The following is a 26,628-nucleotide window of genomic DNA, read 5'->3' as shown; positions in this document are numbered from 1 at the left end:
GAAGAACTGGAGGAAGGGGGCATGAGAACCGCCGGAACCAAGCCGATCCGCAAGCTGCGCTGCGCCGTCTACACCCGCAAGTCCACCGAGGAGGGGTTGGAGATGGAGTTCAACAGCCTCGATGCCCAGCGGGAATCCTGCGAAGCCTATGTCGCCAGCCAGAAGGCCGAGGGCTGGGTGCTGGTGCCGACCCATTACGACGATGGCGGCTTTTCCGGCGGCACCCTGGAACGTCCCGGCCTGAGGCGTCTGCTGGCCGACATCGAGGCCGGGCTGGTCGATGTGGTGGTGGTCTACAAGATCGACCGTCTCTCGCGCTCGCTGATGGATTTCTCCAAGCTGGTCGAGGTGTTCGACCGCAACGACGTCACCTTCGTCAGCATCACCCAGTCGTTCAACACCACCACCAGCATGGGGCGCCTCACGCTGAACATCCTGCTGTCCTTCGCCCAGTTCGAGCGCGAGGTGATCGGCGAACGGGTGCGCGACAAGGTGGCCGCATCGCGGCGCAAGGGAATCTGGATGGGCGGGCCGTTGCCCTTCGGTTACCGCTGCGCCGACCGCAAGCTGCTGGTGGTGGAGGAAGAAGCCGCTACCGTCCGCATGATCTTCGAACGTTTCGTCCGCCTCGGCTCCGCCACCATGCTGGTGCGGGAACTGGCCGTCGAGGGCGTCACCCGCCGCGGCAAGAAACTGGACAAGGGCGGCCTCTACAAGATGCTGGCCAATCCGCTCTATATCGGCAAGGCGGTCCACAAGGGCGTGGCCTATGACGGCGAGCACCAGCCGATCATCGATCAGGCCCTGTGGGACAAGGTCCGCTCCATCACCGAAATCTCCCCCCGTGTCCGCGCCAACCGCACGCGGGTGCAGACGCCCGCCCTGTTGAAGGGGCTGATCTTCGCCCCCGGTGGCCGCGCCATGACTCCCAGCCACACCCGCAAGAACGGGCGGCTGTACCGCTACTACGTCACCACCAACGTGATCAAGGAAGGCCCGGACGCTTGCCCGGTCGGCCGCGTTCCCGCCGCCCAGGTCGAGAACGCGGTGATCGACCAATTGCGGTCACTGTTGCGGACCCCGGAGATGGTGGCCCGTACCTGGAAAAGCGTCCGCGCCGAGGGCGCGGCCATGACGGAGAAGGAGGTCGCCGCCGCTCTGGGCCAGCTTGATCCCCTGTGGGACGAACTGTTCCCCGCCGAGCAGACCCGCATCGTCCAGCTTCTGGTCGAGCGCGTCGATATCTCCACCGACGGCGTCCACATCGCACTCCGCACCGAGGGGCTGGCCCAGCTTGCCGGAGAACTGAAACCGGCCAAGGGACGGAGGGCCGCGGCATGACCACGGTGTTCGTGCCGATGACCTTCCGCCGCATCGGCGGGCGCAAGCGCATCGTTCTGCCCGATGGTAGCCTCTACAATCCCGAGACGCGGGTGTCGGTCGATAGCCCCATCGTCCGGTCGCTGGCGCGAGCCTTCCGCTGGCGGCAGTTGCTGGAATCCGGTCGTCACGCCTCCATCAACGAACTGGCCAAGGCCGAACGGGTCGATCGTGCCTTTGCCAGCCGAGTCCTCCGCCTGACGCTGCTGGCCCCCGATATCGTCGAGGCCATCCTCGCCGGGCGGCAGCCAGAAAAGCTGACTGTGCGAGCGCTGCTGGGGCCGTTTCCGGTGGAGTGGGCGGAGCAGCGGCGGATGTTCCTGGACGGAGAATCAATTTTCTGAGCGTATTTTGATGGCTTCCTCGACTGCATTCGAAATATGCTCTTTAATCCAGTCGTACCTATCTTTGCTATTAGTCCCTTGAGGATTGTAGCATTTTACTATTGATGATAGTTTTTTTCCTGAATTTCCGTGCGTTACATAATCGAATGGATTGCTTCCCTTTTCTGCAATGTTTCCATCTGAATTCTTTAGTCCATGAATATTAATTCCAACGACCCCAAGTCCGCCGTCCCATGCCTTTATTATTTCATAGTTTATCCACTTTCGGTTTGCCGTATCTGACCCAACCAGTACAATCGCGCATGTTCGCCGTTCCATTTGCTCGGCAATCCATTTTTTGATGGCCGTATCTCCGCCCTTCTTGATGGTTTCCCACGAATTATCGGAGACGGCTTGATTGCCTTCGATTGCGCCAATTTGCCTGACTTGGCTTGCGCGCCAGTTGTCGGGAACATAGTGAAAGCTGAAGAAGCATCGACGGGCCATGGGAAATCCTAGTCAGGAAGTGGAAGAGCTGCCGCCGGTCCCGACGCTACTGTCGCAGCGTTTGTCCCGCGGATTGATTTTTAGGCTCCGGTAGAACAGGCCGAGGTAGTCCAGCGACATGGCTGTCGCGTCATCGAGCGTATGCAGCTTCTCGTGGACCTTCAGGGCGGCGCCGCCGGTCGAGGCCACACTGATGATTGGGGCCTTCGTATGGAGTTCGGCAAACATCTCCACCTCGGCTTCCGTGCCGTCCATGCCGCCGATCAGCACGGCGGCCCCGTAGTCGTAGGCTCCGATCATCTCTCGGCGCATCAGAGCTAGGCTCGCCGCCTTGTCGTCAGCCACGCCGTCGGTGTAGGTGACGTTCCCAAACGCCTTGTTGTCATCCGGGAATTTCCCATCGAAGTAGCGGCTCTGGTACAGCCTCACCCAGGCGGAATAATCGACGCCGAGATCCTCGGCGGCGGCACGGATAACGGGCGTAATGCCGGGATGACCGCCCCACACAATAAGGCGCCGCCCCAGGGCCACGGTCACCAGCGCTGAGACCGCGAACTGGATCAAGGTCACATCGGCCGTTTCATGGTAGTCCCCGCGACCGGGCTCCGGTACGCTGGCCGACAGAAAGATGGCGTTCATTGCGTGGGGGCCTCCCAATCAGGAAGCACCCAGTTAAGCTCGTGGGCAGCGATGCAACGTACAACGGGGATATGGGCACCCAGCCATTTGAGATGCTCAAGGACCCGTGGCGGGCAGCCCTTGGTGTCGTATACAAGCGCATGGGCGCCGTTGACGCCGTCCTCCGAATTGATGGCGGCTTGATGTAGGCATTCAGCGGTGGGAATGCCCAGGCTGGTGAAGGCCAGAACCTTGGTGCCGCCACTGAGGCGGATAACAGTGGAGCGATGGGGGCCGACCCCTTCCACGACACCTTGGATGGCCTCGACCTCGCTCTTGATCCAGCCAGCAAGGTACGATTGGCGGATCGCTATACTTTTGCTTCGCACCGACTCAACCTGGGAGCAGATGGCGGTCAGGGCGTCCGAGGACAATTCGCCGGTCATCGTCAGATCGTGGGCAGCCAGCTTCATGGCGGTGGCGGTAGCCATGGCGACCTTCGGTGCAACCATCGTCGCAGGCCATTCGACGCGCAGGATGCTGATGCGCTTGCCCAGCGCCCGGAAAAATTCCTGGGCCGTCCATGAGCTGGTGAAGTAGTCTGGCGTATGGAGCATCACCACCACGTCCGAGTCCGACAGCCGGTGCCACAGCTCCTCCTGGAACTTCTTGCCAGCCAGGACATCGTGGGTGTCCAGGAATACGTCGAACTTGCGCGCGCTCAACTCCTCGAACAGCTGCACCGCGGCCATCCGCGACTCCGTGCGCCGATAGCTGACGAAAACCCGTCGCCGACGGGGCAGCAGCCCCACGCATTCCAGTAAGGCTGCCGCCAAGCCAGTGTAATCCTCATCTTGGCTGTCCAAGTCGAGACCATTCAGATGACGGAGGCCGGGCGGGGTTTCTACGCCGAATTGCGTAAGGCCGGACACCACAGGAATGATGGGAACTTCCTGGCGCACCAGCCGGGTTAGCTCCGGCGTGTCCTTTGCCCCAGGAAACCCAAAGTACAGGGCTGCTGCAGCCATACCCGGCTTCGGGGTGAATGCGGCCCCCGACAAACCGACCTCGACACCGAGGGTCAGGGCGAATTCTCCCACCATGCGGCCAAGCGTTTTACGCAGCTTGGCTTCGACGTGGTCAGCAGGCTGTCCGAGAAATCCAAGATAGTAGATAGCGGACATGGAGAATTCCAACCGGAAGGCAGGGCCAACTCTTTATTCGTCCAAGCTAGCAGCACGAGCCCTGTCTGTCGATGCAACTCCCACAAAAAACAATCTTTAATCGACTCAAGTGCCGCACCTTCCCTTGCGGAACTTGCTCAACCCTCTGGTGATCTAGCTTTGTGCAGCTATGTGGGAGCGGTAACGCGCTATCAATTCGAATGCCCGCTTCCAGCCTCCCGACCGGCCCTTCCCATTCCAGCCCAAAGCCGGAGATACCGTTGATACAGCGAACGGACTCCGTCGCCGGACACCTTCGGTTCTCCACGAAAATCGCCAAACTACACGGCGCAGCGATTCCTGAAGTATTATTGAATTCCAGGGGGCTGCCGACCTGTTGATACGGAGGAGCGTGTCAACAGGTCTGGAGAGAAAAGGCGCCACAGAGAGAGAAGCCCGCAGATTCCCGGCAAACTCATGTCAGCACATAGACATGCGAAAACTGCACGGAACCTTGGGATATCCAAGGCCGCGTCTTAGCGGTAGAGCCGGTTTGTCTTGTGAGAATGGCGTAGGAAGGGGGACTCGCAACCAACCCTCTCCGCTGTAGAATCAATCACTTACAGCCCCCCCCCGGTAGCCCGTCATTCCGGTTCCGGAGGTGACACGACATAACGTTGGTCTGGGTGATTTTCCATTTCCGGAATGGTGTACTGCAGCTGCCCTTCGGCGACCATGGGGCTGAGATAGTCCCTGACCAGCGGCTTGGGATCCTGCCTTCCCAGGATGGTCGCAATCTCACGGGCGCTGAAGGATCGCCAGCGGCACAGATCCTGAATTAGCATCCTCAATGTCTCACGGCGGGGCTTACTGCCTTGGGCTGGAATGCGCTCCCGCAGGTCGGCCGGAATCGTCACCAGGAGGTGGTGACTATCTGGGCCGACCTGGTGACTATTATCGGCGACCTGGTGACTATCCGGGACGCGCCTGCCAACGCTCTGGGCCGGCGGGCGCACCATTGCCTCATGGAAGTGGGGGCCGGGGACGTAGTAGGCTCGGCTGCCGCCCCCTTTCATCTCCAGCAACTGCAGATCGCGCAACCGCCGCAAGTGGCTCGAGGCATTGAGCGTGTCAGTGCGGTTGATCGCCCGGTAGGCCGCGTTATCGATGGCGCCCAATTCGCGGACAAACACCAGGGCGCGGGCCTCCTCATCGTTGATGGCCTCGTTCGTCAGTTGCCCAAGCCAGGCGAGATCGTCTGGCCCAAGGAAATGATGGAACAGGAAGGTTGCGACGAATTGGTCCGGCCGCCGCGATGATTCGAAGGTCGGCGGTAATAGACCGTGCGCCATCATCAGCTCGCGCATAGCACGGATGCCGCTTCCCTTGGTTTCGGCGATGTTCACCTCGTGCAGGACGGCGGCAAGGCGGGGGTTCCGGGTTTCGGAGCCGGGTTCGCCAAGCTGCTCTTCGGCCTTCAACGAATGTCCAGGATTGCGAATTTCCAGGCGGTTGGCATACCGGATGATCTGAATGGCACCATGGATGCGGTAGCTGCGGTGCATCACCGCGTTTACGATGGCTTCGCGGATCACCCGCAGTGGCAACGCCGGTTCGTCTTCGCGGGCGAGAGCCCCTTCCGGTAGCGAGAAGGACTGGAACAGTTCGTCCCGCACGGTATTTGTGGCGCGCCGAATGGCGGTGAACAGCGGCACCCGGATCTCTAGGGTGTCAAAGCGATGATCTGGATTTTCCACCCATTGCCGACCGGGAACGCGAATGTAGTCGATGCGCATCATGGGGAAACAGCGACGGAGGGCCATCGCCGTTCCAAAAAGCAGAATGCCGGCTACCGTAGGCTTCAACTCACCCTTGTCGCGGCGCGCGCAGCCCAGGGACCGAAGAAGGTCTTCGTCGGGCCAGGCAAGTTCTTCGGCGTCGGGATTGATCGAACGCCGCAGTTGCCGGTACTCGCCAATCGCGGCTGGGTCAATATCGCTCAGGTCGGAGTCGGTGACGATGGCTGCATCCAACGTGTCAGTCTGGTGGCCGGAATACAAGGCGATCAGATCATCCTCAGTCCCTTCCTGATCGGTTGGGCCAACGCGCCTGAAGGCGCCGCGCGGCAGACCGAGATTCGGGAAATAGATCGGTTTATCGGTCGGGCTTGCCTCCGGCACGTAGACGACGATCACCGTCTTTCCTTTTAACTGCTCAACAGCAACGCGTGGCCGGATGGGGCGGTTGAACACGCTGGCACATTGGCTCACCAGATCAGATTGTACCTTGTCGGGATCGGCGATCCCTTCCACCACATAAGCGGTGCCGAAAAGGTCCATGGGGTCGCGCACGACTCCCAAGAGCAAATGCCCTCCTCCCAGGCCAGGTTCATTGGAGAACGCACAAACACTCTGCATAACGGAGCGGTCGACCTGGCTACAGCGCTTCGCCTCGATGCGATGAGACTCATCGAGTGATGACAATTCCTGGAGTAGGTCTTCGGCTAAACGCATCATCATTTTGTCCAAGGACAGCATATATCATCTTTGACTTCACTCCACCCGATCTGGCAGCGCAAGCCAATAAATGCAAGAGGGTGCTTCCCATCCGGAACTCGAGCATGCCCTCCATCTATCACGGCCCAATAGGACTGTCATCGCTGGCCTCCGGCCGGTCAAGGGCGCAGCCGTCCACTCCGCTTTCGCCCTAGCGGCCAGCGTGCCCGGATATTCTGTCATCGGCATCGTCCTTGGCCGTCAGCCGGTCGATAAATTCCACCGTCTCCACGAGCCTCTCGCGGACCTCGCCGAGCTTGGTCGTGGCCACCGCGCTCGGTCGGCCGGCCATGCCCAGAAACGCCTCAAGGACCGCGTCCGAATGGTGCGCCAGCGCGATCAGGTGCTCCCCGCTGGGACCGTGGGTGCCGGCGAACCAGTTCTTGACGGTTCGCTCACCGGCGCCGGTCCAGCGCATGGCGATCTTTATCCCCTGATGGCTGGTTCCAAGCTGCTCCCGCAAGGCGGCGGCGATCATCGTCGCATATTCCGCCGTGCCTTCCTGCTGGACATTGCCCCCAGGAAAAACCTTGCCCTTTTTCGGCAACATATTTCCGCCGCTCCGCGTCAAGATAAGGTGTTGGAGCGCAGACGATAGGAAGTAAACCGGCCAGATTGGGTGCTGTAACCTGCGGTCGATTTTGATGCCGGGAGATCGGCCGCCAGACCAAGGATCTCGGGAGTTGGAAAATTATGGCCGACACGGTGCCGGGGAACGCGGCGCAACACCCGCGGTCGCGGTACGGGCCGCGCAGTATGTGCGGATGTCGACCGAGCATCAGCAGTACTCGACGGAAAACCAGGAGGACGCCATCCGCCAGTATGCCGCGCGGCGCGGCATCGATATCGTCAGCACCTACGCAGATGAGGGCAAGAGCGGCCTCAACCTTGAAGGCCGGGATGCCCTCAAGCGGCTGCTCGATGACGTGCAGGGGGGACGGGCCGACTTCTCCTTGATCCTGGTCTATGACATCAGCCGTTGGGGTCGGTTCCAGGACGCCGACGAGGCCGCGCACAACGAATTTGTCTGCAGGCGGGCTGGGATCGATGTGCTGTATTGCGCCGAGCCGTTCGAGAATGATGGCAGCTTCGGCTCCGACATCCAGAAGATGCTCAAGCGCAAGATGGCCGGCGAATACAGCCGTGAGCTCTCGGTCAAGGTCTTCGCCGGGCAATGCCGCCTGATCGAACATGGCTACCGGCAGGGTGGTCCGGCCGGCTACGGTCTGCGCCGCCAACTGGTCGACCAGGCTGGCGCCGCCAAGGGTGAACTCACGCGTGGCGAGCACAAGAGCATTCAGACTGATCGCGTCGTGTTGGTCCCGGGGCCGGGCGACGAGGTGGAAATCGTCCGATGGATGTACCGGGCCTTCGTCGAGGACGGGATGTCCGAGGGCGACATCGCCGCCCAGCTCAACGGCCGCAGCCTCGTCACCGACCTTGGCCGCCCGTGGACACGCGGCACGGTCCATCAGGTGCTGATCAACGAGAAATACATCGGCAACAACATCTGGAACCGGATGTCGTTCAAACTGAAGAAGAAGCGGGTGAAGAACTGTCCCGACTTGTGGGTACGGGCCGAAGGCGCCTTCGAGCCCATCGTCGACCATCCCCTGTTTGAGGCCGCCCAGGCGATCATCCGCCAGCGGGCGGTTCACTATTCCGATGAGGAGATGCTGGATGGGCTGCGGCGATTGCTGCAGGAGCGCGGCCATCTCTCCGGCCTGGTCATCGACGAGGCCGAGCATTTCCCATCGAGCTCGGCCTTCCGCAGCCGGTTCGGCAGCCTGCTGCGGGCCTACCAGATGGTGGGCTATTCGCCCGGCCGGGATTACCGCTACATCGAGACCAACCGTGCCCTCCGGCGCATGTACCCGGACATCCTGGCCGGGGTTATCGCCAACATCGAGCGCCTCAGCGGCAGTGTCCAGTGTGATTCGGCGACCGACCTCCTCACCATCAACGACGAGTTCACCGCCTCTATTGTCATCGTGCGCTGCCTGACGATGGCGAGCGGAACGCTGCGCTGGAAGATCCGCTTCGACGCCGGCCTGCGGCCTGACATCACCGTCGCCATCCGCATGGATGCTGAAAACGAGCATCCCCTCGATTATTACTTACTGCCCCGTGTTGATGTCACCGCGGGGGCCGTCCGCCTGAAGGAGGACAATGGCATCTATTGGGATGCCTACCGCTTCGAGTCCATCGACCACTTCATCTGGCTGGCATCGCGTGCCAGCATCAGGAGCGCCGCATGAGCGAAGACGCCCAGCAGATCCACATGATCGCGGTCGACTCCATCAAGGTGCTGAACCCGCGGGTCCGTAACAAGCGAATCTTTCAGGAACTGGTCACCAGCATCGCCCATCTCGGCCTGAAAAAGCCGATCACCGTCAGCCTGCGGGGGGACGGCTCCGGCTATGACCTGGTCTGTGGCCAGGGCCGGCTAGAGGCGTTCGTCGCGCTGGGCCAGAGCAAGATCCCCGCCGTGGTCATCCAGGCATCAAGGGATGACTGCTTCGTTATGTCGCTGGTGGAGAACTTGGCGCGCCGCCACCACACCCCGCTCGAACTGCTGCGAGAGATCGGCTCGCTCAAGGACCGCGGCTATTCCATCGGCGACATCGCGGCCAAGACCGATTTCAGCAGCGAGTACATCTACGCCCTTTGCTATCTTCTGGAGCATGGCGAAAAGCGCCTCCTCGCCGCCATCGAGCGGGGGGTGATGCCCTACAGCATCGCCATGGAAATTGCCAAAGCGAAGGATGCCGACGTTCAGCAGGCGCTCGCCGAGGCCTACGAGGCCAAGGCGCTACCAGGCAATCAACTGGTGGCCATCCGACGGATCATCGAGCAGCGTAATCTCAGCGGCAAGCGCATGCAGATGACCGGCGGCAACCGGTCACGGAAACAGGTCACCGCCGACGCCCTGGTTCGCGCCTACCGCAAGGAAACCGAGCGCCAGAAGTTGCTGGTCAAGAAGGCGGCGCTGATCCAGAGCCGGTTGATCTTCGTGGTGAATGCCCTGCGTCGCCTGTTGGCCGACGATCATTTCGTCACCCTGCTGCGGGCCGAATCGATGAATACCATGCCGCGCCCCTTGCAGGAGCGTCTGGGTGGGGCCGGAGGTTGACGTGCCGCAGATGGTGAAAGCTGCATTCGAGTCCGCCCTCGTCACCCTGCCGGTGGAGGTCATCCTACCGCTGCATCAGGTGACGGCGGCCCAAAGGCAGTCGGTCAAATGCAAGCTGATCGCCACCTCCATCGCGGAAATCGGCATCATCGAGCCGCTGGTCGTCGCACGGCCCAAGGACGGCGACGGCCGCTACCTGCTGCTGGACGGGCACCTCCGCCTTGCCGCGCTCATGGACATGGGGGAACGCGAAGTCCGCTGCCTCGTTTCCGACGACGACGAATCCTATACCTACAACAAGCGGATCAACCGGCTGGCGACCATCCAGGAGCACTACATGATCGTCCGTGCCATCGAGCGGGGCGTCCCGGAGGAAAAGATCGCCAAGGCCCTCGACGTCGACGTCAAGCAGATCAAGCGCAGGCGCGGCCTTCTGGAGGGCATCTGTCCCGAGGTCATCGACCTGCTGAAGGACAAGTCGATCAATACCAAGACATTCGAAACACTGAAGCGGATGAAGCCTGCCCGACAGATCGAGGCGGCCGAACTGATGAATGCGGCGGGGAATTTTTCATCGAGCTATGCCAAGGCCATTCTTGCCGCCACCCGCCAGCACGATCTGGTCAACCCTGAGCGTCCGAAGCAGGTGGGCGGGATCACCGCCGAGCAGATGGCCCGGATGGAACGCGAGATGGAGGCGTTGCAGCGGGATTTCAAAGCCGTCGAGGCCTCGTATGGCGACGACGTCCTCCAACTGGTGATCGCCACCGGCTACCTCTCGAAGCTGATCGGCAATTCCGAGATCGAGCGCTATCTTTCCACCTACCACCCGGAATTCCTGGAGGAGTTCCGGGCGATCATCGCCGCTGCCTCTCTTGACCAGGCGGGACCGGCGGTCTGACGCCTGATGGGGGACCCGGACCCGATAAGCGCGGGGACCGCCGGAGACGCCGTCGCGAGGGACGGATCAATGGCGGGGTGGGGATGGCGGCGAACCCGCACGGAGCCCACCACGTCGGCCGAGCTATTTGCCTCCGGACAGCCTTACGTCCAACTTTTCCAAGTCACGCCATTTACCAGATTTAAATTGTCATCTTCTTTGGAATGAGCCTCCCATTTGTCGATCTCATCTCAAATACTTCGCGACTACGCTCAGGGCCGTAGCTTACGTGGATGGGGCGATCATTGCCGTAGTAGTAGAGGCGATCATATGAAGTATTCGCAGAGACCCACCTAGCCACTTCGAGCATATCCTCGTCCTGAACAAGAAAGTCGCACGCAGCCCCTAGACGCGGGCAGATGGGCCTGCCTAAGCGGTTGACCTCGTGAGCGGCATGCTGGTCCAGATTTGGCGCAATACGCCCAGGGATAAGTTTGGCTAGTTCCTGTGAGCAGAAGCCGTAGGTCAGGATGACGGAACCGTACCAGTCGATGACCGGATCAAGGACGTTTTCTGCGAGCTCGCGTAGCGCGCGGTAGCTATGGAGCTGCCGAGGAAGGTTGGGTAGTCCGGTACGCAGTGCTGTCTCGCCGCAGACAATGAGGTCACGATAGGTCAGGTGGGCGCCGCAGCGGTCGTCGAGGGCGGGAGGCTGGTCGTCGGTGACGATGGCATGGCCGTCGATCTTTAGCCCAGCCTCCCGCAGCGCCTGACCAAGCTCGACCTCGGATGGGCCGCGGGACAATTCATCGACTTCGGCCAAGTCCTCAATGCGCCGGTCAAATTCGGCCTGCTCGGCGAAGCCCAGCATCTCCTCGTTCATGAACCGGGTCTTGAGGTAGAGGGTGACCGGCTCGAACTCGGTCTCCGGTCCGTAGGTAAAGACCCTGACGTCCTGGGTTCGAAGGTTGACCTTCACCCGCTCGACGACGTTGGGGAGTGGTGCGCTGAAGTCGTCGCACAGCATCATGGTGACCTTGCCGGACGCCAGGTGGATTTTCACCAAGTCGGCCATTGAGACATCGCCATAGAGCACCGCGGCGCAGCCCACGTAGACCCTGAGGACGGCAGGCAGGCGCCCCACCAGCGAGCTGTGCAGCTGGAGTGACTTGCCCTCTATGAGCCATCCCAGGCCCTTCTCGGCGGCCCGCTGGGCGGCCTGGGCAATGGCGTCGGGCGCCGCCACTTCGGCCATCAACCCGTCCGCGGCGGCGGTCGCGCTGACGTAATCGCCCCAGAAGGCCCGGACGTCCCGCTGTAGGGTGATGTCCAGCTGCCGGTATGGCTTGCGGCGGGTGAACCGCTGCAGCGCCAGGTAAACCAGGATGTCCTCGATGCGCTGGGCTCGGGCTGCTTCCATGGCCTCGTGGTCCAGCCGTTCCCAGGCGGCTTTCATGGCCCGGCCGAGGCTGCCGAAAGCCGTCTCCAGTTCTTGGTGGTGGTCGAACTCGTCCAGGGCCGGTTCGCGGCCCAGCTCGGCCCAGCGGCGACATAGCAGGTCGAACTTGGCCGGGCAAAGCTCCCACGGATCGGGCTTGCGTGGCTTCGGCTCTTTCGGCGGCCACGGCGCCGGTGCGAGCTTGATCTTCGGCACCCGGACCTTGGGCTCCTTCGGCGGCCTGGGCGGTCGCGGCAGACGCGGGACGGGCGGCCTCAGGAACCTGATGCGAGTGCGTGACCTGCCGATTTGGAACCGCTGCTCGGCGGCTGAGTCCTTGAACACCAGGAACACACCAGGCGCCAAGGCGATGGCGCCGGTACGCAGCGTGCCCTCCACGTACTGCCGAAGCTCTGCCTGGCTGTAATATTTCTGGAAGGTGTTGCGGCGCGTCAGTACGCCATCAGCGTAGGGCTTGCCTTTCACCTCGTCTTCGGAGGCCAGCATGGCCGAGACGCAGAGGGCAACGTCCGCAAGCTCATAGGCGCGTTGTAGCGCCTCCCGTCGCTCGGCCGGGTCCTCGATGACGTTGATGACGAAGCCCAGGTTGACGAACTGTGCCCGGTGAATGGGGTTGCCGGGAGCGTAATGCGGGTCCCAACCGGCCACAGCGATACCAGCCGACCGCAGTCCTGCGATGTCGTCGCCGCGTCCGCAGCCATAGTCGAACATAGTGGTCGTGGTGTCGATGAGCCCCAGCCGGAGCATCGCCGACACCGGCGCCGACAGGCTCTGGCGGGAGAGCGCCGTCAGGTGGCGGAATACCGGCAAGCCATCGTCAGGCTCGAACTCCTCATCGCCATCGTCTTCCACGTTGCCGACGGGCACCACGTCGTGGTCAACCACCCGGTAGCCGCGCTCCCGTAGCAGTGCCTCCCACTGTAGCCGGAAGCCGATCCTGACGGTGTCCTCGAACAGGCCCAGGCCCTCGATGTCTGCGGTCAGTTTAGCGAAGCGTTCGACTTCCTGGTGTCCAGGAGGAAGGAACAGTTCCTTCCGGTGCAAAATGGGCGGGTTCTGAGAGTCGCGGTAGTCGCGGTAGGTGAACCGGCCGGTGGCCGTGTCGACCTTCCAGGACCGGGCCAGCGCGGGAAATGGCTGATCGAAGAAGCCCGGGTAGTCGAGGAGTGAAAGTGAGCCGCCATGGAGGTCCAGGCGCACGACGTTGTAGGCGCCTTCGGCAAGGCGGGCTCGTTGCGCGGCCTTGGCCACGGCCGCCTGGGTCTCGGGGGCGGCCTGGTCGAGCGCCGAGACATGCAGGTACTGCCGCAGCCCGACGACTTTGCCCTTGGCGCGGACCTCCGGTGCCTCCATTCCCCCGGCCTCCCTATGCTCTCGGCGGCGACAACATCAAAGCATCTGGCGAATTCCCGCGGCAACAGCACTCCAGTCGGGCTCGGGCGTCATATGGCACCACGATAGGCGTAGGGCGCCGGAGGCGCGTTCCTCGCTCAGGCCCATGGCCAGCAGTACATGACTCAGTTCGTAGCTGTTGGAGGTGCAGGCAGAGCCGTTCGAGACGGCAATCACCTCCTTGAGCGCCACCATCAGGGCCTCGGAGTCGATGGCGGGGATGGAGAAGTTCAGCGTGCTGGGCAGCGTGCGCGCCGGGTCACCGTTCAACTGGATGTCGAACGGCTCCAGGGCCGCCAGGGCGCGGGCCTTGAATTCCTCGCACGCCTTGCGCCGCGCTCCATGGTCGCGCAGCGCCACCTCGGCCGCCTTGCCCAGGGCCGCGATAAGCGGCGCCGGGAGCGTGCCCGACCGCAGGCCAGCTTCCTGGCCGCCGCCGACCATGATGGGGCGCAGAGGTGGCCGGGTGCCGCGGCGGCGCTTCATAATGAGGGCGCCAACGCCCTTGGGCGCGTAGACCTTGTGGCCGCTGATGCTGATCAAGTCGATGCGGGGCGAGCGTAAACCATCCAGTTCCTTGCCGAAGCCCTGGGCGGCATCGACGTGGAAATAGCAGGCGTGCCAGGCCAGCGCCTCGGCGATCTGGGCGACAGGCTGCACCACGCCGGTCTCGTTGTTCACCTGCATCACGGAGACCAGCAAGGTCTCCGGCCGGATAGCCGCCGCGATGGCCGCAGGCTCGACCCAGCCCTGCTCGTTGGGCGCCACCACGGTCACCTCGAACCCGTCCTCGCCCAGGCGCTGGCACGGCTCCAGGACGGCCTTGTGCTCAATCTGCGTGGTGACGATGTGGGTTAAGCCCTTCTTCCGGCCATGATGCGCCAGGCCGAAGATGGCGATGTTGTTGCTCTCGGTCGCTCCGCTGGTGAAGATCACATCCTCGGGCTGGGCATCGACCACCCTGGCGATGTGTCGCCGCGCCTCGTTCACCGCGACCTTGGCCCGGGTGCCGTATGCATGGGTGCGGCTGCCGGGGTTACCGAATTCGACATCGAAGAACCGCATCATCTCTTCGCGGACCTCGGGGGCCAGCGGTGTCGTCGCGTTGCAATCCAAATACGTCGGGTTGGTCATGTTGGACACCGCTGTATGTTTCCAAGTTGACAAACATGGTGCTGGTATAGCACGTTCCGGCAGCTTCGCTAATACCCAAGGCGTGCCATGACTGGTTTCGAGTATGTGTTCCCGGCTATCCGCGGCGTTCAGGCCCGGCGGGAATACTATGTCTCCATGTGTCCGTTGCGGCTGCTGCCGAAGGTTTTCCTGTTCAACGAGGCGGAAATGGTGCCCGAATTGAGGGCGCAGCGCCAATTGAACAAGGCCCGCTTGCCGGAAATGGCGCGCTACATCAACGACAATCCCGACGACTATGTCTTCTCCGCCATCACCGCTTCCATCGACGCCGAGGTGAAGTTCGAGCCCTTGGGGTCCAGCGGCGACGCCAGCAGCATCGGCATCTTGAAGGTCCCGATGAATGCCCGCTTCGTCATCAACGACGGTCAGCATCGGCGGGCTGCTATCGAGATGGCAATTCGCGAGAAACCTGCCATCGCCGATGAGAGCATCGCTGTCGTGTTCTTCCTTGACCTTGGGCTCGAGCGCTGCCAGCAGATGTTTGCCGACCTGAACCGGCACGCGCTGCGACCGTCCCGGTCGCTGGGGGTGCTCTACGACCACCGCGACGATAAGGCCAAACTGGCCAAGCTGGTCGTGGCCCGGTCGCCGGTCTTCCGCGACGTGGTCGAAATGGAAAAGACGAACCTGTCGCCGCGGTCACGCCGCCTGTTCACCCTGAGCGCCATCTACATGGCCACGGCCGCCCTGCTGACCAATGTGGACCTCGAAGGGGCCGAGGTGCGGGCCAAACTGGCCGCCGACTACTGGGAAGAGGTGGCCAAGCACATGAAGGAATGGGAGATGGTCCGGCAGGGCATGATCTCCGCCGGTGAGGTCCGTGAGGACTTCATCCACTCCCATGCCGTCGTTCTCCAGGCCCTGGGCCGTATGGGCAACTGCCTCATGCATCTCCACCCAGACGATTGGCAGTCCCGCCTTAAAGTTTTGGAGACTATCGATTGGCACCGGAAGAACTCGACCCTTTGGGAGGGGCGGGCTCTGATTGGTGGCCGGGTGTCCAAGGCCGAGCAGAATGTCATCTTGACTACGAACGCTATTAAGCAGCATCTGTCGCTCCCGCTCTCGCCGGAGGAACAGCGGCTCGAGGACGGTTTCAGGAGAGGCGATTATGTTCGGTGAAAACAGGCCCGCATCGGCATTCGCCGAGGTTGGGCTCAAGAAGGCCGTCGCGGCCTTGATGGACGAGATCGCCGAGCTCTACGAGAGCGATGAAATTCCCTGGGTCGTGGGTTACAGCGGCGGCAAGGATTCGACCGCCACCCTGCAGCTGGTGTGGATGACCCTGGCGGCCATGCCGGAGCACAAGCGCAAGAAGCAGGTCCACGTCATCAGCACCGACACCCTGGTCGAGAACCCGGTGGTCGCCGCCTGGGTGCTTCGGTCGCTGGACACCATGCGCGTGGCTGCGGACAAGTCCGGCCTGCCCATCTCGGTCCATCGGCTGACCCCGGACCCTGCCAACTCCTTCTGGGTCAACCTGATTGGCCGTGGCTATCCGGCGCCGCGCCCCAAGTTCCGCTGGTGCACCGAGCGGCTGAAAATTGCCCCGTCCAACAAGTTCATCAGCACCATGGTACGCGAGAACGGCGAGGCCATCGTTGTGCTTGGTACCCGGAGGGCGGAAAGTCAGGCCCGCGCCCGCGTGATGAACCGGGCAGAGTCGCGCCGGGTGCGCAGTCGCCTCAGTCCCAATGAGTCTCTGCCCAGCGCCTACATTTTCAGCCCCATCGAGACCTGGACGAACGACGACGTCTGGATGTTCCTGAATCAGGTACCCAATCCATGGGGCGTCAGCAACAAGCAGCTGATGAACCTGTACCAGGGCGCGTCCCCTGATGGTGAGTGCCCGCTGGTCATCGACAGCTCGACCCCCAGCTGCGGAGACAGCCGGTTCGGTTGCTGGGTCTGCACCCTGGTCGAGAAGGACCGGTCCATGCAGGCCATGATAGTCAACGACTCCGACAAGGAGTGGATGCGGCCGCTGCTACGCCTCCGCGACCTGCTGGATGCGCCGGACCGAGACAAGCGCGACTTCCGCCGTATGAACGGCCGCCTGCAGCTTTACGTCGACCATGAGGGCAAGGAGCAGCTGGTCCACGGCCCATACCTGCAGGCGGTGCGCGAGGACTGGCTGCGCGAGCTGCTGCGCGCCCAGAACGAAGCCCGTGACGCAGCACCGGTCGGCATGCAGGAAATCGAGCTCATCACCATCGAGGAGCTGGAAGAAATCCGGCGCATCTGGGTGGTCGAGAAGCACGAGATCGAGGACAGCCTGCCGCGCATCTACTTCGAGGAGACCGGCCAGTCCTACCCCGGCGGCCGGGTCGATGACGCCATGATGCTCACGGAGGCAGACGTGGGCGTGCTCAAGGACGTGTGCGGGGATGACTTGCTGCATTTCCAGCTGGTGCGCGAGTTGCTCTCCATTGAACGCAAGCACCGGGTCATGGTGAAGCGATCGGGTATTTTCCGCGAAATCGAGGACGCAATCCGCCGGGGCTTCTTTGAGAGCGAGGAGGACGCCTTCGCGCACGCGGTATCCCGTCGGCGCGCCAAGGATGGCGAGCTTCCGCTGGACGCGACCTTCGATGAATTTCCCGACGAAATGACCGACGTGCAGGACGCTGAAGAATGCTCCTCGACAAACTGACCCTCCACAACGTCGGCACCTATCTGGGGCGCCAATCCGTGGTGCTGACCCCCACCTGCCCGGACCGGCCGGTGGTGCTGTTCGGCGGCCTGAACGGCGCGGGCAAGACGACCATCCTGGATGCCCTGCAGCTGTGCCTGTACGGGCCGCATGCCAAGTGCTCGGGCCGCAAGAACCTGTCCTACGACGAGTACCTGCTGCAGACCATCAGCCGCGGCGCCGACATCCCCGAGGCGGCGGTCGAGCTGTCCTTCCGGCACATGCGCGAGGGCCGGGAGAACCGTTTCCAAATCCACCGTTCCTGGGCCAAGACCGGCAAAGGCTGCACCGAGCGCCTGGAGGTCATAGTCAACGGCCGCCTCGAACCGCTGCTGACCGAGAACTGGGCCGAGCAGGTCGAGGAATTCCTGCCGTCCCGCATCGCTCCGCTGTTCCTGTATGACGGCGAAAAGATCGAAGGCTACGCCGACCCGCAATCGTCGGCGCGGATGATCGCCACCGCCGTCTACAACCTCCTGGGCCTGGACCTGGTGGAGAAGCTGTCGGCCGACCTAGTGCTGCTCGAGCGCCGGAAGCGGACGGAGACCAAGGACGCCACCGACCGCGAGCGCATCACGGCTCTCGAGAACGAGTTCTACGAGGTCGAGCAGGAACGCCGTGCCTCCCATCAGCGACAGGCTCGCTTGCGAACCAAGCTCGACCAGTCGCGCAAGCGCCTGCATGAGTGCGAGGAGAAGTACCGCCAGGAGGGCGGTGCCTTGTATGAGCGCCGGGCGGAGCTCGAGGCCGCGCAAAGCCGGACCAGCGCCAAGCATGTCGAGGTGACCAAGAACCTGCGTGAATTTGCTGCCGGACCGGCGCCCTTGCTGCTCGTCCAGGATCTGTTGGCCGAGGTCGCCGCCGCCGACGCCCATGAGGCCAAGGCCCTGCTGATGCGTGATGCCGCCACCATCCTGAAAGAGCGCGACCAGGACATCCTCGACCGGCTCGGCTCCTGGGGCACCGGCGAAAGGACCATCACCAAGCTGAGGCGGTACTTGCAGCAGGACATCGAGGAGCGCGAGAACTCCTATGTCCAGCCGGTCTTCGCCTTGAGTCCCGAGGCGCGCGCCATCCTTACCGAACTGCGCGCCGAAGTGCTGCCGCGCACCGAGAAGGACCTTGTCGCCCTGCTGGACGAGGAGTCCGCGGCGCTGGCCCGCATGGAGGACGCCGCCGCCGCGGTGGCGGCCATTCCGACCGCCGATGCGCTGGCCGCCGTTGTCGCCCAGCGGGAGCACCTGCTAGCCGAGGTCGCCTCCCTGGAAAACGACCTGCGCAAGGCCGAGACCGAGGAAGAAGCCCTCAACCGGGACATTGACCGCCGAGCCCGCGAGTTGGAGCGCCTGCGGCGTGAGACGGCCGAGGAGCAGGTTGCCGTCGGCGAGACCATGCGCGTCATCAGCTACTCGGAGAAGGTTCGGAACACCCTGGCCAAGTTCCGCGGCGAGATCGTGCGCCGCCATGTGGAGCGCATCGAGACCCTGGTGCTCGACAGCCTGAAACAGCTCCTGCGCAAGGACAGCTTGGTCAAAACCGTCCGCATCGACCCGGACACCTTCGCCCTGGACCTCAACGACAAGAATGGCAACGTGCTGCCGCCCGAGCGCCTCTCGGCAGGCGAGCGCCAGCTGCTGTCGGTCGCCATCCTGTGGGGCTTGGCGCGGACGTCGCGGCGGCCGTTGCCGACGGTCATCGACACGCCGCTGGGCCGACTGGACTCGACCCACCGGGAACTGCTGCTGACCCGCTACTTCCCCAAGGCCAGCCATCAAGTCATCCTGCTGTCGACCGACGAGGAGATCTTCGGCCGCTATTACGACAACCTGAAGCCATGGATCGGGCGGAGCTACGAGCTCGAGTTCGACGATACCTTGGCGTCCACCACCATTCGCGAAGGCTACTTCGGCGGGGAGGCGCGCCATGGCCATTGAGCACGTCAAGCTGTCGTACCAGGCCCGCGAGCAGCTGATCCGCCTGAAGCGTCACACCGGCATCGAACACTGGAACGTGCTTTGCCGTTGGGCGCTCTGCGTGTCGCTGGCCGAAGCCACCGTGCCGCCGCCGGTGAAGATCGCGGCGGACAGCAACGTCGAAATGTCCTGGCGCGTGTTCGGCGGCCGCTATGCTGAGCTACTCACGGCCCTGATCCGCCAGCGGTGCCTCAGGGACGGTCTGGACACCGATGACGAGACGGTGTCCACCCAGTTCCGCTTGCATCTCCACCGCGGCATCGGTTATCTGGCAACCGACCGCAACATTCGCAGCATCGCTTCGTTCGCGGCCATTGCCGGAGTTCAGCAGGCGACAGGAGCAGCATAAATCCTGCCGTCTGCGAGCTTCAAAAATCAGTCGCGACGAAGTTGGGTAGATACCGATAGACCTTGGCGAACTGGTGGGCATCGCTTTCAGGCATTGAGCCATAGTCTATAGCGGTACCAGCCTTTAACGGCATCTGGCTCTCCAGCTTTTTGAGCTCGCGGCTGGTCAACTTCGGAACGTCGATACGGAAAGCCGCCTCGTCGTTACGAGTAAAATCAAGCTCTGCAAAGCCGCATTGGTCAAAAATGTTCTGCTGCCCCCGGTCAAATAGGGCGACCCCAACAGTCATCATCTTTGCGCCATCTTCATAGTGGAAGTTGAAAATCTGCCGGAACAACATTTTTTGGGGGTCTGGCCTCATGCTGTTCCGAAGTGCGAGAGCTTCTTCAATTTGATTTATAATTGCTTTTCTGAAAACCTTAGCCGTGCCCCAGCCAAGTAGGTCCGCATCGGTTAGGTTAATCTCGACGTATGGATCGCCAAGTTCATCGCGGATCGCCTGGACATTTTTGGTCGGCTCTGTCGGAGAGAAGCCCTCTGGATTGCACTGAACAGACACGATGAGGATGCTGCCACTGCATGCGCGGGACACGAAGCTGCGGACATCGTCCAATACCGATCTCGACAAGCGTCCATCGTAGTCTAGCCATGCGATACTGCGCAGTGACAAATCTATGTTTGGAAGCTGGGTTGTTGTCGTTCCCCAGTTCATCTCGATGAACGAGAAGGGAAGGTTGTCCAGGAAGCGCTGTTGGTCTCCTTCTTCCTTCTCAATGCTTATCATCCTGCTTATTCCGAGGGCCCGATGGAATAGGATGAAGTCACTGAAGTAGACGGAGCCCATCCCAATATATTGGTAGCTTTCGATGCTCCCGAATCGAATCTTCTGGAAGGCGGCGCATAGCATATTTCGCTCAGCATATTTCGCCGGGCGAATCCGATAATCAATTTTCCTGTAGCTCTTCGCCATCTTCAGCTCTCCGACGAGAACTGGCTATAATACAAGTCGAAAGTTGTTTCACCGACTTCGCGGGCTGAGCGAGCGGAAAGAGCGTTTTGAAGCGCCTCAATCTGGTCCCTTGGTCTGCGGTATTGGATAGAGACCAAAGGGGGCCCTTTCTTGATTGCGCGCTCTGGATAGATAAATGGGCCGCTCCTGGAAATATCTCTGATACGCAAAGGCGCCGCGCGCTTGATCGCATCGTTGAGCGGGCGCTCTTGTTCAGGCGAATCCTTTTCGTCGTCCAGGCGCCGCAGAAAATCGAGAACACGCCGCATCGGTTCGAGCATATCGAGAAATACTGCTTTGTATATTTCTGAAAACTCGTCCACACCAGTCTTGGTGGTATTCCAGGGGAGAAGAGAGGCATCCTCAGAATCAAAGAAAACGTAACCACGGAACATTGCGAACTGGTTGTGATATTTTGGTGCAACCACCCCGTCGGTTTCAGCCAGTCGGCCCCAGCCGGTCAATGCATTCTGATCGGCTTCCAGCACCATTCGCCCATTGCAGAAGATGTACCAGCCCGCTTGACGGGGATTGGGGGCCTGGACTCCGGCAAAAATCCTGACCAGGACCCTTGCTCCGTTAACCAGGAGCTCCTTTTCGATTTTCTCAGGCTCAAAGCCTTCTGCCTTGAGAAGTGTCCATGGAGAAGAAAGTAATGGCGTACCGTTAAATACGATTTTCAACCCTCTGTCGATGTATTGCTGCTGGGCTGATGCAATCTCCCGGCTCAAAGAGTTCTGGAATGTAGTGAGCCCAAAGGATGATGCCGTGGCGCTACGCAAGCGCGTCACAATGATTTCTGTTCCGGTCTCATCCTCAGGTATATCAAGCTCTCTTTCGGCCTCAGTGAACTTAAAGCGCCACTGAGTCGAGTCGGCCTCCCAGACATCGACGTCCACATCCAGAATGAATCTATCAGCGGCGCTTTTAGAAATTACCTTAAACTGTCTGCCGAACTTAAACAGTGCTCGCTTCATCCCGACGCCGAATTGACCAACGGAATTAGGAGTCGAAGGCATGTCCTTTGGCCTTCCAATTCTGAAAGCATATCGCTTGGCAAGGTCTATTCCTATGCCGCCACAATTGTCCTTTATCTTGAATGTATCGCCGTTGACTGTAATTTCTATTTTAAGGTCACTGAGGTCCGCATCCGGTTCAGGGCGAAGGCGTCGAGCTCCGTCAACGCTGTTGTCAACCAAGTCAATAATTGCCCTATTTAGTCCGATGTCCCGAGTCAGCATCTCGACGAATAAGGACTTTGTCGGCAGAACATCGACATCGTCATCGTGATCGGTCATATCGGCTCCTGCAGTTCGGTATAATCAGGTCTTTCTAATCTTGGTGCTGCAATGACCCGACAATGAGTTCGTGCAACAAGTCATACTCGGCCAGCAGCGGCTTCACCTTCTCGAATACCTGGGTGAAATTGCGGGCTAGGCCAGCGAACTCGGCGACGCGCTTCAGCTCGGCGCTGACGAGGCTGCGCTCCAGCGAATAGCTGTCATCGCCCATCTTCGGCACGCGGACCAGGAAGTCGTGGATGACGGCGAAGTCCTTGCCAGACGACCGGCGCAGGATACGGCCACGGCGTTGTATGAACTGCCGCGGATTGCGCGAGCTCGCCATGATGTAGGCCGTGCGGCAGGACGGGACGTCGACGCCTTCGTCCAGGCATCGGATAGCCACCAGGCCGTCGATGATACCGAGGCGGAAGTTGTCCAGGATCGCCTGACGCTCCTTGCGGCTTTCATGGGCCGTGAAGTGGCTGGTGCGCCAGCCGTATTCCCGCACCAGCAGGGACACGGCGTCGACCTGCCGCATGGACTCGGCTTCGTCCTCGTCTTCCACCGAGCCGTCGCCGCAATAGAGCAGCGTCATGGGCTCGACGCCGCGTTCGGCCAGCAGGTCGCGCAGCAGCCCCAGCTTGTTGTAGGCCGAACCCAGGATGCGGGCCCGCTGCATCAGGGCCGCCGTCAGCGCCTGGCTCTCCTCGGCGTCAGCGCCGGAGAGCATCAGGCTGCGGATCTTGTTGGAGATCTCGATGTAGTCCTGGGTCTCCTTGTCCGTCAACTCGACGACATGGACATGGTAGTCGTAGGGCGTGAGGACGTCGTCCTCGAGGGCCTCCTTGAGGCCGTAGGTGCTGACCACCGAGCCGTAGCAATCCTGGACCCGTTCATTTCGGGTTTCCGACATGTAGTCGAACGGTGTCGCCGACAGGCCCAGGCGGTAGCGGGCCTGCTTGGGGATGTTGTTGGCTAGCCGCTCGCTGCCATGGTGATGGCACTCGTCACCCACCCACATCAAATCCTCGCTGGGCAGGCGCTTCAGCACGTCCTGGAACTTGTCCGAGGTCAGGGTGGCGTTCACGACCACGAAGGACAGGGCCTGGATGCCGCCGCTCTGGAAGGACATCGACAGCTCGCTGGCCTTCTCCAGCCAGTTCTGCCAGCCGCCGAAGCAGGGGATAGCGCGCCAGCCGAACAGGGCCATTTCCTCGACCCACTGCTCGGCTAGGCTCTGATACGGGACAGCGACGATCAGGGCCAAGCGTCCCTTGGTCATCAGCATCTTCGTGGCGGCGTAGATGGCGGTGACGGTCTTACCGGCGCCGGTGGCCAGGGCGAGGATGCCGAGGTAGTCGGCCGCCTGCCACTTGTTCAGTGCCAAGCGTTGGTGACGCCGTATGTCGAACTCACGTCCCTTGTAGACCGTGGGGAGGCTGGGCAACGAGGAGGTCGTCTTGCTCTCCTCCTTGGGCGCGTATTTCCGCCGCATCTCGTCCCAGATGGCCAATTCCAGGTCGGGTGTCACCATCCCGGCCCGGGAGGTGGCGAACTTGATCAGCTCTTCCTTGGCCGCGGTTGGAAAGTCGATGACGATGGCCCGGTTCTCGTTGTTGTCCCACAGAGATTGGAAGCCACCGGAGAATTCGTCGTGGTAGTCGCGGACGGATTCCTTCCAGGACGGATAGACCGAAATGGACTCGAAGTTGAAGTCGGGCGAAAGCGCGCTCTGCGACTCGTTGGCCGACCCGGCGAAGACCACCGAGTTGCCCTCGCCGTCGTAAAAGACACCGATTTTCTCATGGTACATGCCTTTGCGGGTCAGCGCGACCTTGATGTCGAGCCGTCCGAAGGCAATGAGGTTCGACAGCGCATGCAGGCGGCATTCGAACAGGCTGTCCGAGATGTCCTTGATGAGGGCCTGGACCTCCTGGTGAATGCGCTCTTCCGCCTCGGTCTTGGCCCGTTCGGTGTAGCCGCGCATCACGGCTTCGGCTTCGTCCTCGGTCAGGGCGCCGCCGACGATCAGGCGCATGGCGCCCTGGCGTTCGACCAGGGCGCTCAGGCCCTGGGCCGCCAGAGACAGCATGGAGGCCGAAAAGAAGCCGACCGCGCGGTCGTACTTCACCGACGCCTTGAGGCAGGGGATGTAGAAGTCCTTGACCAGATCGTCCCGGCCCGACCGGTAGACGGGTTTCAGCGAGAGGGCTGCCAGGCTCAAAACGTCGGCTCCTCCTGGGAGGCTTTGGCATTCGGCGCGGGCAGGTAGCCGTACTTCTGCATGGCAACGATGATGGCCTCATGGCCGTAGGCGTCGGACGGCGTCTCGTTCATCCACTTCTGGAGCACCCCAAGACCGCCCTCGGAGAACCGCTCGAAGGCGCTTGCCAACTGGGTCTCGCTTTCGCTGCCGTCCTTGAGGATGTTGGCGTCCCGGCTCTTGGCCAGAGCGATGAGGTAGATGAGATCCATGCAGTCGGCATCACGTTCGATGACGCGGGAGTCGACGAAGTCGATTGGGTCGCTGACATCGCCTTCCTCGCCGGCATCGTAGCCCAGGCAGGCGGCGAAGCACATCAGCGCCTTGTAGGTTGGGAAGATCTTCTGCTGGTCGTTGACCGGCTTCTCGGCCAGCCGCGAGACCAGGTCATCGTACTTCTTGCTTCGGCGGATGGTGCGCATCACTTCACCTGCTGGACACGGGTCTTGTCGACCGCACATTCATAGCTGGTCAGGGGGTAGGTCCGGCCGTTGATGGCAATGACCTCTTCCCGCTTTTCGCCGCGGGGCGCCGTGTTCTCGGCCGTCAGCACGTACTCGGCGCCGACCTTGGCCCGCATGGCCCCCAGGACGTTCTCGTCGCCCTGGGAACGAGAAACCAGCACCACGACCTGCTCAGCGAGCAGGGGAACGAAGCGGGCGGTCGCCTCGCGGTAGACGTCGTCGAGCTGACCGAACGGCGAGTCGAGGATCAGCGGGGCGACGATGCCGGGGATGAGGATGCGGCCGTTGGCATTGCTGCGCATCTTGGCGTAGCGGACCAGGGCCGCGATGAATGCCAGGCTCAGCAACTGGCTCTCGCCGGTGCTCCGCGGCACCATGCTGCCATCTTCAAACAGCAGCTCCATTCGATAATCATTTTGAGAGAGCCGAAATTTGTAGTCACGCCGCGCGGTCTCTTTGATGATCCTGGACACCTCACTTTGAATTTGGATGCGGGCCGAGTTTTCATGGCCCTTGAGTTCACTACTCAGAAACCCAGCCGCCGCCTCAGCCAGCTCCTGGCGCACCTTGAGCGGTCTGGCTCTATTATTCTCGCCTGATAATTTCTGGTAGCGCCGCTTGGCCTCGGCGAAGTCGGAGTCTGCATTCCGTTTCTGGTGCAAGGCCGCGCCGATGGCCTCCGTAATGGCGCGGATTTCGTTCTGCGCCTTGCGCCGGGCCTCTTCCTTCTCCTTCACCTCGCTCGCGTCGATGGAGGCGATCTCCTTGGAGATGGCTGCGATTTCCTGCTCGAGGTCCTGCTCGTCCTGACGCAACCTGCCGATCTCCTCCTGTAGTTTGCGCAGGTAGCGGACCGAGGATTCCTTGTCTTTGCGGAGCTCCTCGCACTTGGAGCGGGCCTTCACGACCCGGTTCAGCACCAGGGCGTTGCCAGCCGACTCGAGGAGTTTGGCCACCGCCTTGAACTCGTCGGAGCCCTCGGGCAGATGGCGGCCGCAGATGCAGCTGTGGGCCTGCAGGAGCCCCTTCACGAAGGTTTCGTTGTACGGGCTGGGGATGCGGCCCTTCAGGGTCTCCTCGTCGATGAAATCGAGCGACGAGCCGGACAGCTTCTCCGCGACCAGGCGCAGGGTATCGGGGCGGCCTGCCCAGCTGACGATGGACACCTGCGCATCCGCGATCCGCCTGCGGACGTCGGCGAGGGACTTCTCCTTGGCGGCGCGGGTCTGCTGCTTGGCGGCGACGATCTGCAGGGAGGCCAGCTGGCGGCTGAGTTCGTCGACCGTCTCCTGGAAGGTGGTGCGACGTTCCTGCAGCACCTCAATCTTCTGGTCCAACTGCTGAGCGTTGGTCTCCAGACGACTCAGTTCCTGCTCGGCCTGCTTCAGGTCGCTGGCGTCGGGGATGTCGGCGATTTCCTTCACCAGCTTCTTGGCGCAGGAGGTCAGATCCTCGATGGCCAACTCTGCGATGTTGCAGCCGAGGATATTGCGGATGGCCTTGGCCACTTCCTTGTGATTATGGGTGGCGCTGAAGGTCTCGGCATGTTCGCCGTCGAAGAAGAAGTACGGCGCCATGGCCTGGGGCATCACCGACTGCACGAACGGGTCGGGGGTGCGGAGCTCCTGGTAGTCGCCGTTGATAATCTTGTGGACCTTGAACACCTGCTCGGGATAGCCGCGGTCCTGGCGGTGGAACCGTTGAGCCAGGTAATCGGTGCCCTCGTGGCTGAACTCGATGCCCACCGAGGCGGTCCGGTTGCCTTCCTTGTAGGAGGCGAAGTTGATTATTTTCTCCGGCTCCAGGAACTTCTTGGTGGGCTGGTTGTAGAAGGTCCACAGGACCGAGTTCAGAATGGTGGTCTTACCCACGCCATTCTGGGCATGGATGAGGGTGACGTTCTTCTCCGGGTCGTCGGAGATCTCGATGTCCTGGTCGCCGTAGAACTGGCGGAAGTTCGAGAGGGTGATCTTCTTGATCTTCATGTCCCG

Annotated in this window: 21 protein-coding genes; 9 read left to right on the top strand and 12 right to left on the bottom strand. The window is 61.8% G+C overall.

The annotated features are described in order from the left end of the window. Positions 1-21 precede the first annotated feature (21 nt). Complete coding sequence (locus tag MTBSS4_RS04620) at positions 22-1,341, top strand: recombinase family protein (RefSeq protein WP_173982220.1); 1,320 nt, start codon at positions 22-24, stop codon at positions 1,339-1,341. Further along, positions 1,338-1,724, top strand: coding sequence for a hypothetical protein (locus MTBSS4_RS04615; RefSeq protein WP_173982219.1), 387 nt, complete (start codon positions 1,338-1,340; stop codon positions 1,722-1,724). The genes MTBSS4_RS04620 and MTBSS4_RS04615 overlap by 4 nt, the downstream gene beginning before the upstream one ends. Here the strand turns inward: MTBSS4_RS04615 and MTBSS4_RS04610 are convergent. The 5 genes from MTBSS4_RS04610 to MTBSS4_RS04590 form a co-directional block, all read right to left on the bottom strand. Next, entirely contained in the window at positions 1,713-2,210 is a 498-nt protein-coding gene (locus MTBSS4_RS04610) for a TIR domain-containing protein (RefSeq protein WP_173982218.1), read from the bottom strand. The genes MTBSS4_RS04615 and MTBSS4_RS04610 overlap by 12 nt on opposite strands. A gap of 12 nt (positions 2,211-2,222) precedes the next feature. Then, the gene (locus MTBSS4_RS04605; protein WP_173982217.1) at positions 2,223-2,849 is read right to left on the bottom strand and encodes a hypothetical protein; all 627 of its coding nucleotides are present in this window, start codon (positions 2,847-2,849) and stop codon (positions 2,223-2,225) included. Continuing rightward, a complete protein-coding gene (locus MTBSS4_RS04600) occupies positions 2,846-4,012 on the bottom strand; it encodes a toll/interleukin-1 receptor domain-containing protein (protein ID WP_173982216.1) in 1,167 nt (388 codons plus the stop codon). The genes MTBSS4_RS04605 and MTBSS4_RS04600 overlap by 4 nt, the downstream gene beginning before the upstream one ends. A 623-nt stretch (positions 4,013-4,635) precedes the next feature. Then, a complete protein-coding gene (locus MTBSS4_RS04595; RefSeq protein WP_217425497.1) occupies positions 4,636-6,528 on the bottom strand; it encodes an ATP-binding protein in 1,893 nt (630 codons plus the stop codon). A 169-nt stretch (positions 6,529-6,697) separates the two neighbouring features. Further along, entirely contained in the window at positions 6,698-7,096 is a 399-nt protein-coding gene (locus MTBSS4_RS04590; RefSeq protein WP_173982215.1) for a hypothetical protein, read from the bottom strand. Between the two features lie 208 nt (positions 7,097-7,304). Between MTBSS4_RS04590 and MTBSS4_RS04585 the strand changes: the two genes are divergently transcribed. The 3 genes from MTBSS4_RS04585 to MTBSS4_RS04575 are packed head-to-tail and all read left to right on the top strand — an operon-like array spanning position 7,305 to position 10,580. Further along, positions 7,305-8,804 carry a recombinase family protein gene (locus tag MTBSS4_RS04585; protein WP_256367399.1) on the top strand — a complete coding sequence of 500 codons (1,500 nt, stop codon included), beginning with the start codon at positions 7,305-7,307 and terminating at the stop codon, positions 8,802-8,804. Further along, the gene (locus tag MTBSS4_RS04580) at positions 8,801-9,679 is read left to right on the top strand and encodes a plasmid partitioning protein RepB C-terminal domain-containing protein (RefSeq protein WP_173982213.1); all 879 of its coding nucleotides are present in this window, start codon (positions 8,801-8,803) and stop codon (positions 9,677-9,679) included. The genes MTBSS4_RS04585 and MTBSS4_RS04580 overlap by 4 nt, the downstream gene beginning before the upstream one ends. Continuing rightward, on the top strand, positions 9,663-10,580 hold the full coding sequence (locus MTBSS4_RS04575) for a plasmid partitioning protein RepB C-terminal domain-containing protein (RefSeq protein WP_217425496.1): 918 nt from the start codon (positions 9,663-9,665) through the stop codon (positions 10,578-10,580). The genes MTBSS4_RS04580 and MTBSS4_RS04575 overlap by 17 nt, the downstream gene beginning before the upstream one ends. Before the next feature lie 181 nt (positions 10,581-10,761). Here the strand turns inward: MTBSS4_RS04575 and MTBSS4_RS04570 are convergent, their stop codons facing one another. Beyond that, positions 10,762-13,371, bottom strand: coding sequence for a DNA phosphorothioation-associated putative methyltransferase (locus MTBSS4_RS04570; RefSeq protein WP_173982212.1), 2,610 nt, complete (start codon positions 13,369-13,371; stop codon positions 10,762-10,764). A gap of 36 nt (positions 13,372-13,407) precedes the next feature. After that, positions 13,408-14,544, bottom strand: coding sequence for a cysteine desulfurase DndA (gene dndA, locus MTBSS4_RS04565; protein WP_173982211.1), 1,137 nt, complete (start codon positions 14,542-14,544; stop codon positions 13,408-13,410). A gap of 87 nt (positions 14,545-14,631) precedes the next feature. On the opposite strand from dndA, the gene dndB reads away from it, so the two are divergent. Genes dndB through dndE form a run of 4 tightly spaced genes read left to right on the top strand, consistent with a single transcriptional unit; the run spans position 14,632 to position 19,618 of the window. Further along, complete coding sequence (gene dndB / locus MTBSS4_RS04560) at positions 14,632-15,726, top strand: DNA sulfur modification protein DndB (RefSeq protein ID WP_173982210.1); 1,095 nt, start codon at positions 14,632-14,634, stop codon at positions 15,724-15,726. Then, positions 15,716-17,257: a DNA phosphorothioation system sulfurtransferase DndC gene (dndC, locus tag MTBSS4_RS04555; protein WP_173982209.1), complete on the top strand. Its 1,542-nt coding sequence runs from the start codon at positions 15,716-15,718 to the stop codon at positions 17,255-17,257. The genes dndB and dndC overlap by 11 nt, the downstream gene beginning before the upstream one ends. Next, positions 17,239-19,230, top strand: coding sequence for a DNA sulfur modification protein DndD (gene dndD / locus MTBSS4_RS04550; protein ID WP_173982208.1), 1,992 nt, complete (start codon positions 17,239-17,241; stop codon positions 19,228-19,230). The genes dndC and dndD overlap by 19 nt, the downstream gene beginning before the upstream one ends. After that, the gene (dndE, locus tag MTBSS4_RS04545) at positions 19,220-19,618 is read left to right on the top strand and encodes a DNA sulfur modification protein DndE (protein ID WP_173982207.1); all 399 of its coding nucleotides are present in this window, start codon (positions 19,220-19,222) and stop codon (positions 19,616-19,618) included. Before dndD ends, dndE begins: the two co-directional genes overlap by 11 nt. A 19-nt stretch (positions 19,619-19,637) precedes the next feature. On the opposite strand, the gene MTBSS4_RS04540 is transcribed toward dndE, so the two are convergent. Genes MTBSS4_RS04540 through MTBSS4_RS04520 form a run of 5 tightly spaced genes read right to left on the bottom strand, consistent with a single transcriptional unit; the run spans position 19,638 to position 26,622 of the window. Next, positions 19,638-20,588, bottom strand: a complete 951-nt coding sequence (locus tag MTBSS4_RS04540) for an O-methyltransferase (protein ID WP_173982206.1) — start codon at positions 20,586-20,588, stop codon at positions 19,638-19,640. A 2-nt stretch (positions 20,589-20,590) separates the two neighbouring features. Further along, the gene (locus MTBSS4_RS04535; RefSeq protein WP_173982205.1) at positions 20,591-21,925 is read right to left on the bottom strand and encodes an ATP-binding protein; all 1,335 of its coding nucleotides are present in this window, start codon (positions 21,923-21,925) and stop codon (positions 20,591-20,593) included. 34 nt (positions 21,926-21,959) lie between these two features. Further along, positions 21,960-24,134, bottom strand: a complete 2,175-nt coding sequence (locus MTBSS4_RS04530; RefSeq protein ID WP_173982204.1) for a DEAD/DEAH box helicase family protein — start codon at positions 24,132-24,134, stop codon at positions 21,960-21,962. Then, positions 24,131-24,595: a hypothetical protein gene (locus MTBSS4_RS04525; protein ID WP_173982203.1), complete on the bottom strand. Its 465-nt coding sequence runs from the start codon at positions 24,593-24,595 to the stop codon at positions 24,131-24,133. The genes MTBSS4_RS04530 and MTBSS4_RS04525 overlap by 4 nt, the downstream gene beginning before the upstream one ends. After that, positions 24,595-26,622, bottom strand: coding sequence for an AAA family ATPase (locus MTBSS4_RS04520; protein WP_173982202.1), 2,028 nt, complete (start codon positions 26,620-26,622; stop codon positions 24,595-24,597). The genes MTBSS4_RS04525 and MTBSS4_RS04520 overlap by 1 nt, the downstream gene beginning before the upstream one ends. Positions 26,623-26,628 lie beyond the last annotated feature (6 nt).

The sequence above is a fragment of the Magnetospirillum sp. SS-4 genome (genome assembly GCF_902729425.1).
Lineage (GTDB): Bacteria > Pseudomonadota > Alphaproteobacteria > Rhodospirillales > Magnetospirillaceae > Phaeospirillum.
The sequence above is the reverse complement of the archived record's forward strand: the minus strand, read 5'-3'. Positions and strand labels throughout refer to the sequence as shown.